Raw genomic sequence first — 12,038 nt, 5'->3', positions numbered from 1 at the left:
CAGGTCAGGCGTCTTGCCCGGCCAGTGCCGGACCGAGCGCGAACTCCGGGTCCACCTGAGCCGTGAGGTCCTCCCCGGCCCGTCCGCTGCCCCATGCCCGCGCGTTGCGGAGATGGAACTCGACGCCCTGACGCTGATAGCGGGCCCAGTCGCGCTGCTCGGAGTCGACGGTCGCGAGCATCGAGCCCAGCGTCCCGAGGTTGTGCGCCTCGAGTTCGCCGATCGGGCGCGCGCGGCCGCGTTCGGCGGCGCGGACGTGCCGCGAGTTCTCCATCCAGCCCAGCAGCGCTTCGCCGACCTCCTCGCGCAGGAAGTCGATGTCCTCGGCCTCGGTCACCTTGTTGCCCACGACGACCAGCCGCACTCCGAAGTCCCGCGCGTAGTCGGCGTACTGCCGGTACACGCCGACGCTGCGCACTGTCGGCTCGCACACCAGGAAAGTCACGTCGAACCGCGTGAAGAGGCCGGACGCGAACGCGTCGGCGCCGGCGGTCATGTCCATGACGACGTACTCGCCCGCGTCGTCGATCATGTGGTTCAGCAACAGCTCCGCCGCGCCGACCTTCGAGTGGTAGCAGGCGACGCCGAGGTCGTCCTCGTCGAACTGCCCGGTGACGCCGAGCCGCACGCCGCCGAACTCGCGGAAGCACGCTTGGAAGATCGGGTTGTCCTCGAACGGCCGGACCAGCCGCGACCCGCGTCCCGGCGGGGTCGTCTTGATCATCGAGGCCGCGTCGGCGATCCGCGGGTTGTCACCGCGCAGGTACTCCTTGATCAGGCCCATGTTGTCGCCCAGCGTCGGCCACGCGATGGCCTCTTCCTCGCTCGCGCCGAGCGCGACGGCGAGGTGCTGATTGATGTCCGCGTCGATCGCCAGTACCGGTTTCCCGCCGCCGGCCAGGTACGCGGTGAACAGCGACGCCAGCGTGGTCTTGCCACTGCCGCCCTTCCCGACGAACGCGATCTTCACGCCACGGACCTTCCTGTCGTTTTGAAAAGGGTATCGGTTTTCATTTCGGTCGGTAACGTACACCCGACCGGCCCGCACCCGAACGGGCGATCAACCGGGTCGGATCGGGATAGGGTTGGGTGGTGCCTCCACTCGTGATCAGGACACACGCGGCCGGAGGGGACTTCGGTCACCTGCGAGCCGAGTTCTCGCTGCCGGAGTCGTTCGGGCCCGACGTGCTCGCCGAGGCGGAGGCGGCGGTCGTCGACCCGCTCGAATCGGCGGGGGAACGCGAGGACGCCACCGGTCTGCCCTTCGTCACCATCGATCCGCCCGGTTCCAAGGACCTCGACCAGGCGGTGCTGATCGAGCGCGTCGAGGGCGGCGGGTTCCGGGTCCACTACGCGATCGCCGATCTGGCCGCGTTCATCCCGCCGGGTGGCGCGCTCGACAAGGAGGCGCGGCGCCGCGGGCAGACGCTCTACCTTCCCGACGGGAACGTCCCGCTGCACCCGCCGGTGCTGTCCGAAGGCGCGGCGAGTCTGCTGCCGGGGGAGACCCGGCCCGCGGTGCTCTGGACCATCGACGTCGACGCGGGCGGCGAGCCGACGGCGACCAGCGTCCGCCGGGCCTTGGTCCGGTCCACCGAGCAGTTCGACTACGAGACCGTCCAGGCCTCGATCGACGCGGGCGACCCGCATCCGTCGGTCGCCGCGCTGCCGGAACTGGGCCGCCTGCGCCGCGAACTCGCGATCCGGCGCGGCGCTGTCGAACTGCAGCTGCCGGAGCAGGAGATCAGCGGCGACCCCGACGGCGGCTGGGCGCTGATCCAGCGGCCGCGCAACGACGTCGACGCGTGGAACGCCGAGATCTCGCTGCTCACCGGAATGGCCGCGGCCAAGATCATGATCGCGGCCGGGATCGGTGTCCTGCGCACGCTGCCCCAGCCCGACGCGGAGGCGATCGAATGGCTGGGCCGATCCGCGCAGGCGCTGAACATCGACTGGCCCGAGGGCAAGAGCGTGTCGGAGTTCCTGGCCGCGCTCGACCCCGGCCAGCCCGCATCCATGGCACTTTTCGCCGACACCACAAGGCTTTTGCGTGGTGCCGGGTACACCGCTTTCGACGGCGAACTGCCCGCCCTGACCACGCACGCCGGGATCGGCGGCGCGTATGCGCACGTCACCGCGCCGATCCGGCGGCTGGTCGACCGGTTCGCCACCGAGATCTGCCTCGCCGTGAGCGCCGGCCGTGAGGTGCCCGCGTGGGTGCGCGTGGCGCTCGCGGAGGTGCCGGAGCAGATGACCGCGTCCGACACGCTGGCCGCCAAGGTCGAACGAGCCTGCATCGACCAGGTCGAGGTCTGGGTGATGGCCGAGCACATCGGCGGCGAGTTCGGCGCGATCGTGCTGCGCGCGGAGGAGACCAAGGCCGAGATCCTGGTCGAGGATCCGCCGGTGATGTCCAAATGCACCGGCGAGAAACTCCCCGAAGGCGAACGGATCCGCGTCCGGCTCACCGCGGTGGACGTCACCAAGCGGAAACTGTCTTTCGAGCGGGCATGATCGACGACCTCGGTGAAGTGGTCCCGCTGCGCGCGCCGGCGGCGCGGGTGGTCTCGCTCGTGCCGTCGCTGACCGAGGCCGTCGAGGTGAGCGCCCCGGGCAGGCTCGCGGGTGCCACGGACTACTGCACCCATCCGGTCGACCTGGACGCCCCGAGGGTAGGGGGTTCGAAGTATCCGAGCGTGGACAAAGTGCTCGAACTCGCACCGGATCTGGTGCTGGCCAACTCCGAGGAGAATCGGCCGGAGGACGTGGAACGCCTGCGCGCCAACGGGATTCCGGTCTGGGTGATGGAGGCGTCGGCGACGGTGCCCGGCGCGCTCGCCTCGATCCGGCGGATCCTGACGCAGGCCTACGACCTCGCCGAGCCGGACTGGCTGGTCGAGGCCGAAGAGGTCTGGCGGGAAACCCTGCCGGAGCGGTTCCGGGCGGTCGTGCCGGTGTGGCGGAAGCCGTGGATCGTGCTCGGCCGGGACACCTTCGGCGGCGACGTCCTGCGTCGCGTCGGGATCGGCAACGCCTACGCGGACGACGAAGAGCGGTACCCGCGCCCGAAGCTCGAAGAGCTCCAGGCGCGCTTCGCGGCCGAAGACGCGAACCTGCTCGTCTTGCCCGACGAGCCCTACGAGTTCACCGCGGACGACGGCCCCGAAGCGTTCCCCGGCGCGAAGTACGTCCTGGTCTCAGGCCGTCACCTGACCTGGTACGGCCCTTCGCTGGTCGAAGCGCACTCCCACCTCACGCGTTTAGTCCTCTGAATGCGGTAGTTCACCTGACGCACTACCGCATCCAGAGGACGAAACGCGGAGCGAGGCACCCCAGCGGTGCCTGCCGTGGCGCGTGCTCCTCGGGAAGGCGTCGCGAAAGCCACTTTCAGGACATCAGACGTCCCGAAAGTGGCTTTCGCGACACACCTCCAGCCCGTGCATCACGCATCCAGAGGACTAGATGCGGGCGCTCAGAGGGTCAGGCCGGTCAGGACGGTGACGCGTTCCTCCGTGAAGTCCGCCATCGCCGAAGCCGGGCCCTCGCGGCCGACGCCGGAGTCCTTCACGCCGCCGTAGGGCATCTGGTCGGCGCGGAAGCTCGGCACGTCGCCGACGAGCACCCCGCCGACGCGCAGCTTCGCGGACACGTCGAACGCCGTCGGCAGGTCGCGCGTGAACACGCCCGCCTGCAGCCCGAAGCGCGAGTCGTTGATCCGGCGCACGCCGTCCTCCACCGACTCCACCTTCGTGATCGACACGACCGGCCCGAAGACCTCGTCGGCCATCACCGACGCGTCCTCGGGAACATTCGCGAGCACGGTCGGCTCGACGGTCGCGCCGTCGCGCTTGCCGCCGGTCAGCAGCTCGCCGCCCGCCTCGACGGCCGAGGCGATCCACGACTCCACCCGGGATGCGGCGGCGGTGTTGATCAGCGGCCCGACGTCCACGCCGTCCGTCCGCGGGTTGCCGGTCCCGAGCGCGCGCACCTGCTCCAGCACCTTCGCCTGAAGCTCCTCGTAGATGTGGGCGTGCGCGTACACACGCTGCACCGAGATGCACGACTGGCCCGCCTGGTACATCGCGAAGGTCGCGATCCGCTGCGCCGCGAAGTCCAGATCCGTCCAATCAGGACAGACGAGCACCGCCGCGTTGCCGCCGAGTTCGAGCGCGACGTGCTTGCGCGGCACGCTGTCGCGGATGCCCCAGCCCACCGGCACGGAACCGGTGAACGACACGACCGGCAGGCGCGGGTCGGCGACCAGCTTGGCCGATTCCTCGTTGCTCACCGGAAGGATCGACCAGCTCCCGGCAGGCAGGCCGGTCTCGGCGAGGATCTCGCCGAGCAGCAGGGCGGTCAGCGGCGTCGCGGGCGCGGGCTTGAGCACGATCGGCGCGCCGACCGCGATCGCGGGCGCCACCTTGTGTGCCACCAGGTTCAGCGGGAAGTTGAACGGCGTGATGCCCAGCACCGGGCCCTTCGGCACGCGGCGCACCAGCGCGAGCCGTCCGGTGCCGCCCGGGTCGGTGTCGAGCCGCTGCAGGTCACCGGAGAACCGGCGGGCTTCCTCGGCGGCCCAGCGGAACGTCGACGCGGCGCGCCCGACCTCGCCGCGCGACCACTTCAGCGGCTTGCCGGACTCGGCGGTGATCAGCTGCGCGATCTCTTCGGACCGCTCACCCAGAACTCGGGACACGTGGTCCAACGCGCTCGCCCGGACGTGTGCGGGGAGCGTCGCGTACTCGCCGGAGACGTCGTGTGCGGCCTGGACCGCTGTCTCGATGTCCGAAGTGGACGGAACGTGGTGCGAGCCCGCCTCGCTTCCGTCGAAGGAGTGGCGGACGACGACGGTCTCGCCGCCGGTGACCGGTTTTCCGGCTACCCAGAAAGGAAAGGTGCTCACTTGACGGCCTCCGTACGGACAGCGTGCTCCAGGACCGAGAGGCCCTCGTCGAGCAGTTCGGTGGACAGGGACAGCGGCGGCAGCAGGCGGACGACGTTGCCGTAGGTGCCGCAGGTGAGGACGACGACACCGGCCTGGTGACAGGCCTGCGCGATCCGCTTGGTCAGATCCGCGTCGGGTTCGGTGGTGCCCGGCTTCACGAACTCGGCGGCCAGCATCGCGCCGCGACCGCGGACGTCGCCGATCACGCCGGTCTCCTCGGCCAGCGCACGCAGCCGCGGCAGTACCGCGTTCTCGATGCGCTTCGCCGACGCGGCGAGGTTCTCCTGCCGCATGACCTCGATCGAGCCGAGCGCCGCGGCGCACGCGATCGGGTTGCCGCCGTAGGTCCCGCCGAGCCCGCCCGGACCGACGGCGTCGAGCAGTTCCGCGCGGCCGGTGACGGCTGCCAGGGGCAGGCCGCCGGCGATGCCCTTCGCGGTGGCGATCAGGTCGGGCACGACCTCTTCGTGCGTGGACGCGAACCACTCGCCGGTGCGGCAGAACCCGGTCTGGACCTCGTCCGCGACGAACACGACGCCGTTCTCGGTGCACCACCGGGAAAGCGCGGGCAGGAAACCGGGCGCGGGCTCGATGAACCCGCCCTCACCCTGCACCGGCTCCAGCACGACGGCCGCGACCTGGTCGCCGCCGATCTGCTTCTCGATGCGGTCGATGGCGATCCGCGCCGCTTCGGGGCCGGACAGGCCGTCGCGGTACGGGTACGACCCCGGCACCCGGTAGACCTCGGGCGCGAACGGCCCGAAACCGTGCTTGTACGGGATGGACTTCGCGGTCAGCGCCATCGTCAGGTTGGTGCGGCCGTGGTAGGCGTGGTCGAACACGACGACCGCCTGGCAGCCTGTCGCGGCGCGGGCGATCTTCACCGCGTTCTCGACGGCCTCGGCGCCGGAGTTGAACAGCACCGAACGCTTCTCGTGGGTGCCCGGAGTGAGCTTGTCGAGCGCTTCGCACACCTCGACGTAGCCCTCGTACGGCGTGACCATGAAACACGTGTGCGTGAACAGGCCGACCTGGTCGCGGACGCGGTCCACGACGGCGGGGGCGGCGTGGCCGACGTTGGTCACCGCGATGCCGGAGCCGAAGTCGATCAGGACGTTGCCGTCGGCGTCGGTGAGCAGGCCGCCTTCGGCCGAGGTGACGTAGACAGGCAGCACCGAACTCACACCCGCGGCGACGACGGCCGCGCGTCGTTCCTGCAGGGCGCGCGAGGCGGGGCCGGGGATTTCGGTGCGCAGCCTGCGCTGGGTCTCGGTGGTGACGGTCACGGCCAAACTCCTGCGGACGCGAGGGACGGGGTCGCCCTCCAGGATGGGAGCCTGACCGGTCCGCGTCAGCTCGACATTCTGTCCATATCGAGGCGTAGAATTGGACAACATGGCACTGACGCTCCGCGCTCTCGCGGCCGAACGCTCACTCGGCCTCCGCGTGCGTGCGGCCGAAGGCGGGCTCGACAGGCCGATCGGCTGGGTCCACCCCACCGAACTGACCGATCCGCAGGCCTTCCTCGAAGGCGGCGAGCTGCTGCTGACCACCGGCCTCGCCCTCGACGAGACCACGTCGCCCGGGTACATCCGGCGGCTCGTGGACGCGGGCGTGGCGGGGCTCGGCTTCGGTGTCGGCCTCAGTCACGAGAGCATCCCTCAGTCCCTTGTGGACACCGCCGAAGTGGTCGGTCTCCCGGTGTTCGAGGTGCCGAGGAAGACGCCGTTCATCGCGATCACGCGCGCGGTCTCCCGGGCGGTCGCCGCTGACGAGTACGCCTCGCTCGTGCGCACCGGCAAGGGGCAGCAGGAACTGACCAGGACCGCCGTCGGCAAGGGCGGTCCCGGCGGGGTGGTGCGCAAACTGGCGAAGCTGGTCGACGGCTGGGTGCTCCTGCTCGATTCGGCGGGAGTGGTCACCGAGGCCTCGCAGGCGTCCGCGCGGCCTTTCGCCGACGAGATCCGGGAAGACCTCGCGCGGCTGCGCGCGGGCACCCTGGTGACGGCGGTGGGGGAGGACGGGCAGGAGGGGGAGTATGAGGTCGTCCTGCAGACGCTCGACACCCGCGCGCGTGGCGTGCTCGTGGTCGGCACCCGCGAGCCGCTCGATGCGGCGGGGCAGCACATCGTCAACACCGCGGTTTCGTTGCTTTCCCTTGCGCTGGAACAGAACCGGGAGCACATCGTCGCGCTGCGGCGGCTGCGGTCGGGTCTGTGCGACCTGCTCGCCGCAGGGCACATCGAACTCGCCACGCGAACGATGAAGTCACTCTGGGGCGGCGTCCCGGAAGCGCCGTGGTCCGTTCTGGCCGTCACCGGTCCGGCGGGCGCGCGAAGGTCGTTTGCCGAAACTCTCGATGCCGAGGTGTCCGGGGAGAAGGTGTTCTTCGGTGAGTCCGGCGCGTTCGTGGTCGCGCTCGGGGACGTGGAAGCGGTCGTCCGGCAGGCTTCCCGGCTCGGCGGGCTGCACGCCGGGCTCTCCGATCCGGTGTCCACAGTGGATTTTCCGGAGGCGCTGCGGCAGGCGAAGCAGGCGGCCGAAGCGGCGAAGGCCGAGCGATCCCCGCTGGTCCGGTTCGCCGAACACGCCGGACGCGGTTTCCTCGGGCTGGTCGATTCCCAAGCCGCGCAAGCGTTTTCGGACAGCCTGCTGGCGCCGCTGCGGCAACACGACGAAACCGGCCGGGGTGAACTGGTCGCCTCACTGACCTGCTGGCTCGAACACCACGGTCACTGGGATCTGGCGTCCGCGCGGCTCGGCGTCCACCGGCACACCTTGCGTAACCGCGTGCGTAAGGTCGCCGAGCTGACCGGCCGCGACCTCGATTCCCCCGGGGTGCGCGCCGAATTCTGGCTCGCGCTGCAGGTCAGCGCTCGGCCCTGACCAAGGCGATCGGCGAGTCCCCGCAGCGCCGCAGGTGGGTGCCGGTCTCCGTCGTGACCGGTTCCGCGCCGGAAGACCACCATGCCGGGACGTCGACGGCGCGCACCAGCGAACCGGTGGCCTGGCGCGCGTTGTTCGACACGATCACCCGGCCCTGGGCGTTGACCAGCGCCGCGCGGCCGCCGAGCGCGCGCAGTTTCGGCTGCAGCAGGCGTTCGACCTCGCGCACGTAGATGTCCGCGCCGACGACCCCCGCGAACTCCCCGCCGCGCCGCACGGGAACGGTGAAGGTCAGCGTGTACTCGTCGGTGCAGAGATAGTCGACGTACGGGCCGTTGATGTGGCGGCGGCCGGTGTCGCGCGGGACGGTGAACCACGACTGACGGGTGTAGTCGAGGAAGTTTTCGCTGTCCGGGTCGAGACTGATGACCAGTTGCACCGGTTCGACGTCGCCGGTCTCGGTCCACCATTCGAAGCCGAATTCCTGATCGGCCAGCGCGTTCGGCGCGCTGATGAAGCCGGCGCCGACGACCAGGCCGCCGAGGACGTCGAAGACCAGCGGCCGGAGCCGGGGCAGGTCTTCGGCGGTGACATCGGCCGATGCGGCCAAGAGTCCCTCGGCGCCGGCCAGAACCGGCTTCAGTCTGCCGAAGACGTCCTCGACCAGGGCGGATACCTGTTCGACGACCTCGGAACCGGCGGACGGTGTGTCGTTCACGATGCTCACCTCGGATGCGCGGATGCCGCAGCTTAAGGGGCCAGAAGGTCTAAATGCACGTCCGCCAGCCGGTCTATGGCCTCGAGGATGTGTTCCTCGGTGAGCTTTCTGGCCAGCTCGCCGTCGCCCTGTGCGATGGCGGCGGTGATCGCGCGATGTTCGGCGTAGGCGTTTTCCCGGGTGCCCTGCGGTTCGAGCGGCAGCCAGAGTAGCCCGCCTCGCTCGCTCTGCAGCTGCACTTCCTCCCTGGTCAGCCGCGGCGACTGGGCGGCCGCGGCGACTTCGAGGTGGAACTGGCGCTCGGCGCGGGACGCCTCCGTGCCGGTCGCGGTGCGGATGTCCTCGGTCGCCAGTTCGAGCCGCTCGATGTCTTCGGGCGAACTCCGCTCGGCGGCGAGTTTGGCCGCGGCGCCGGCGATGGCGAGGTAGTGATCGCCGACGTCACGGAGTTCGGACAGCGAGACCGTGCGAAGGCGCTCTCGCCACGAAGCGGTCGAAGGGTTGGCAGGCGTCTTCACGAAGCTTCCGCCGCCTCGGCCGCGACGTGTCTCTACGAGCCCCTGTTGCCGCAAGGCCACGAGCGCTTCGCGAACTGTCACGGTGGAGACGCCGAACTGGGCGGCCAGCTCGGCTTCGCTCGGCAGCTGTTCCGAGTCGGCCAGCAGCCCGAGCGTGATGGCGTCGACCAGCCGCGCGGTGACCGCTTCCGCCCGGCCGATCTGGTCGAGCGGCGCGAACATCGCCGATCGCGCGCTGTGCGACAACCCCTTGCGCATGGTGGCCCTTCGCCCGAACTACTACCCGATGGAACCAATCTTGCCCCATCGTCTTGTCATTTAACATCTGGACTTATATGTTTTAGCTCTCTCGCCGCCCCACAAGGGAGCAAGGGACCTTTGCTATCGCCTCACGCCCCCAGGCTCCTGGAGCTCTCGTGCAGCAGTTGAAGCACTTCATCGGCGGTGAGTACACCGGATCCGCGTCGGGCGTGGTCGCCGACATCGTCGATCCCGCCACCGGTCGCCCGTATTGCACCGCCGCCGTCGCCGGTCCCGAGGACGTCGACCGCGCGCTGAAGGTCGCGGCCGCCGCTTTCGAACACTGGCGTGAGACCACGCCCGCGCAGCGCCAGCTCGCGTTGCTGAAGATCGCCGACGCCGTCGAAGCGCGCACGGACGGCCTCGTGCTCGTCGAATCGGCGAACACCGGCAAGCCGATCGCGCTCACCGCGGCCGAAGAACTGCCGATGATCGTCGACCAGTTGCGGTTCTTCGCGGGTGCCGCGCGTGTCCTCGAAGGACGGTCGGCGGGCGAATACATGGAAGGGCATACCTCTTTCGTGCGCCGAGAACCGATCGGCGTGTGCGCGCAGGTTACGCCGTGGAACTACCCGCTCCTCATGGCGGTCTGGAAGATCGCCCCCGCGCTCGCCGCCGGGAACACCGTGGTGCTCAAACCGGCCGACACGACCCCCGCGTCGACGCTGCTCCTCGCCGAGATCTGCGCCGAATTCCTGCCGCCCGGCGTGCTCAACGTGATCTGCGGCGACCGCGACACCGGGCGGGCGCTCGTCGAGCACGAGATCCCCGCGATGGTGTCCATCACCGGCTCCGTGCGTGCCGGGATCGAAGTCGCCGCTTCGGCGGCGAAGGACGTGAAGCGCGTACACCTCGAGCTCGGCGGCAAAGCGCCCGTAGTGGTCTTCGCCGACGCGGACATCGAAGCGGCCGCGGAAGGCATCGCCGCCGCCGGGTACTTCAACGCGGGCCAGGACTGCACCGCTGCGACGCGGGTCCTGGTCGCCGCCGAGGTCCACGACACCTTCGTCGCGGCCCTCACCCGGCAGGCGCGGGCGACCACCACCGGCAAACCCGGCGACACTTCGGTCAGCTACGGGCCGCTCAACAACGCCGTCCAGCTGGACCGGGTCGCCGGTTTCGTCGACCGGCTGCCCGCGCACGCGACAGTCCACTGTGGAGGACGCCGACAGGGTGACGAGGGGTACTTCTACGAACCGACGGTGATCTCCGGCGTCTGCCAGGACGACGAGATCAGCCAGACGGAGGTCTTCGGCCCGGTGATCACCGTCCAGCGGTTCGGCTCCGAAGCCGAAGCGCTCGCCGCGGCCAACGGCGTCGAATACGCGCTCGCGTCGTCGGTGTGGACCACCGACCACCAGCGGGCGATGCGGCTGGCCGGGAAGCTCGACTTCGGCTGCGTGTGGATCAACACGCATATCCCGCTGGTCGCCGAAATGCCGCACGGCGGCTTCAAGAAGTCCGGCTACGGCAAGGACCTCTCGCTCTACGGCCTCGAGGACTACACCCGCGTCAAGCACGTGATGAGCGCGCTGTGACGACCACCGAAAGGCACGCCATGCCTCATCAAGCGCCCACCGCCTCCGCCGAGGGGGAGCAAGGGACCTTTGCTATCACCTCCGGCGGCGGGGACCCGGCGATCCGGCTGCGCGGGCTGCGCAAGGAGTTCGGCCAGGTCCACGCGGTCGACGGCGTCGACCTCGACATCCCGCCCGGCGAGTTCTTCTCGATGCTCGGCCCGTCCGGCTCCGGCAAGACGACCGTGCTCCGCATGATCGCCGGTTTCGAACTGCCGACGGCGGGCGCGATCGAACTGCACGGCCGCGACGTCAGCCGCCTCGCGCCCTTCGATCGCGACGTCAACACCGTCTTCCAGGACTACGCGCTCTTCCCGCACATGACCGTCCAGCAGAACGTCGAGTACGGCCTTCGGGTGAAACGTGTCCCCCGCGCGGAGCGGCGTCAGCGCGCGAAGGAGGCTCTCGACACTGTCCGGCTCGGCGAGTTCGGCGAGCGCAAACCAGACCAGCTCTCGGGCGGCCAGCGTCAGCGCGTCGCCCTCGCCAGAGCACTGGTCAACCGGCCGAAGGTGCTCCTGCTCGACGAACCGCTCGGCGCGCTCGACCTGAAACTGCGCCACACCATGCAGACCGAGCTCAAGCAGATCCAGCGCGACGTCGGCATCACCTTCATCTTCGTCACCCACGACCAGGACGAGGCGCTGACGATGAGCGACCGCATCGCGGTGTTCAACGCCGGCCGCATCGAACAGGTCGGCTCCCCGGTCGAGGTCTACGAGCGGCCCGCGTCGGCGTTCGTCGCCGGTTTCGTCGGCACCTCGAACCTGCTCAGCGGCGGCGGCGCCGAGAACATCATCGGCAAACCCGGTGTGTTCAGCATCCGCCCCGAAAAGATCCGCATCGACGCCGATCTCTCGAAGTCCGCGGACGTCGGCGAGACCAGCGCCACCGGCACTGTCACCAACACCGTCTACGCCGGCGCGACCGTGCGCTACGAGGTCACGCTCGACGCAGGCGGCCAGCTCTCCGTGGTCCGGCAGAACACCGCCGAGCCCGCGGACTTCGAGGGCGGCCGCGTCCGCCTGAGCTGGCGGCACGAACACAGCTTCCGCGTCCCCGAAGCCGGTTAGCCTCCCCAGTACCGAAAGGTT

The 12,038-nt window shown here is 69.9% G+C and carries 10 protein-coding genes; 5 read left to right on the top strand and 5 right to left on the bottom strand.

Translation table 11 applies throughout. The features are described from left to right. Positions 1–4 precede the first annotated feature (4 nt). Positions 5–970, bottom strand: a complete 966-nt coding sequence (locus tag ACZ6YV_RS40135; protein WP_465514625.1) for an ATP-binding protein — start codon at positions 968–970, stop codon at positions 5–7. A gap of 134 nt (positions 971–1,104) precedes the next feature. Between ACZ6YV_RS40135 and ACZ6YV_RS40130 the strand changes: the two genes are divergently transcribed. Both ACZ6YV_RS40130 and ACZ6YV_RS40125 read left to right on the top strand, forming a co-directional pair. Next, complete coding sequence (locus ACZ6YV_RS40130) at positions 1,105–2,514, top strand: RNB domain-containing ribonuclease (RefSeq protein ID WP_465514692.1); 1,410 nt, start codon at positions 1,105–1,107, stop codon at positions 2,512–2,514. Continuing rightward, complete coding sequence (locus ACZ6YV_RS40125) at positions 2,511–3,272, top strand: helical backbone metal receptor (RefSeq protein WP_465514624.1); 762 nt, start codon at positions 2,511–2,513, stop codon at positions 3,270–3,272. The genes ACZ6YV_RS40130 and ACZ6YV_RS40125 overlap by 4 nt, the downstream gene beginning before the upstream one ends. 200 nt (positions 3,273–3,472) lie before the next feature. Here the strand turns inward: ACZ6YV_RS40125 and ACZ6YV_RS40120 are convergent, their stop codons facing one another. Beyond that, positions 3,473–4,903 (bottom strand): aldehyde dehydrogenase family protein, encoded by a 1,431-nt coding sequence (locus ACZ6YV_RS40120; protein ID WP_465514623.1) that lies wholly within the window; start codon positions 4,901–4,903, stop codon positions 3,473–3,475. Next, positions 4,900–6,231, bottom strand: a complete 1,332-nt coding sequence (gene gabT, locus ACZ6YV_RS40115) for a 4-aminobutyrate--2-oxoglutarate transaminase (protein ID WP_465514622.1) — start codon at positions 6,229–6,231, stop codon at positions 4,900–4,902. Before gabT ends, ACZ6YV_RS40120 begins: the two co-directional genes overlap by 4 nt. Positions 6,232–6,340: 109 nt before the next feature. Between gabT and ACZ6YV_RS40110 the strand changes: the two genes are divergently transcribed. After that, complete coding sequence (locus tag ACZ6YV_RS40110; RefSeq protein ID WP_465514621.1) at positions 6,341–7,831, top strand: PucR family transcriptional regulator; 1,491 nt, start codon at positions 6,341–6,343, stop codon at positions 7,829–7,831. Here the strand turns inward: ACZ6YV_RS40110 and ACZ6YV_RS40105 are convergent. Beyond that, positions 7,815–8,549, bottom strand: coding sequence for a cache domain-containing protein (locus tag ACZ6YV_RS40105; RefSeq protein WP_465514620.1), 735 nt, complete (start codon positions 8,547–8,549; stop codon positions 7,815–7,817). The genes ACZ6YV_RS40110 and ACZ6YV_RS40105 overlap by 17 nt on opposite strands. A 32-nt stretch (positions 8,550–8,581) precedes the next feature. Continuing rightward, positions 8,582–9,325: a FadR/GntR family transcriptional regulator gene (locus tag ACZ6YV_RS40100; protein WP_465514619.1), complete on the bottom strand. Its 744-nt coding sequence runs from the start codon at positions 9,323–9,325 to the stop codon at positions 8,582–8,584. A 158-nt stretch (positions 9,326–9,483) separates the two neighbouring features. Between ACZ6YV_RS40100 and ACZ6YV_RS40095 the strand changes: the two genes are divergently transcribed. Further along, positions 9,484–10,905: a gamma-aminobutyraldehyde dehydrogenase gene (locus ACZ6YV_RS40095; protein WP_465514618.1), complete on the top strand. Its 1,422-nt coding sequence runs from the start codon at positions 9,484–9,486 to the stop codon at positions 10,903–10,905. 20 nt (positions 10,906–10,925) lie between these two features. Next, on the top strand, positions 10,926–12,017 hold the full coding sequence (locus ACZ6YV_RS40090; RefSeq protein ID WP_465514691.1) for an ABC transporter ATP-binding protein: 1,092 nt from the start codon (positions 10,926–10,928) through the stop codon (positions 12,015–12,017). The last annotated feature ends 21 nt before the right edge of the window (positions 12,018–12,038 follow it).

It is taken from the genome of Amycolatopsis sp. NPDC102522, from assembly GCF_055584485.1.
This window is presented reverse-complemented; position numbering and strand designations above follow the sequence as displayed.

Excerpts from the sequence above, each read along its gene's own strand:
- ACZ6YV_RS40110 (WP_465514621.1), top strand. The coding sequence starts at position 6,341 with ATGGCACTGACGCTCCGCGCTCTCGCGGCCGAACGCTCACTCGGCCTC.
- ACZ6YV_RS40100 (WP_465514619.1), bottom strand. The coding sequence starts at position 9,325 with ATGCGCAAGGGGTTGTCGCACAGCGCGCGATCGGCGATGTTCGCGCCG.
- ACZ6YV_RS40125 (WP_465514624.1), top strand. The coding sequence starts at position 2,511 with ATGATCGACGACCTCGGTGAAGTGGTCCCGCTGCGCGCGCCGGCGGCG.
- ACZ6YV_RS40090 (WP_465514691.1), top strand. The coding sequence starts at position 10,926 with ATGCCTCATCAAGCGCCCACCGCCTCCGCCGAGGGGGAGCAAGGGACC.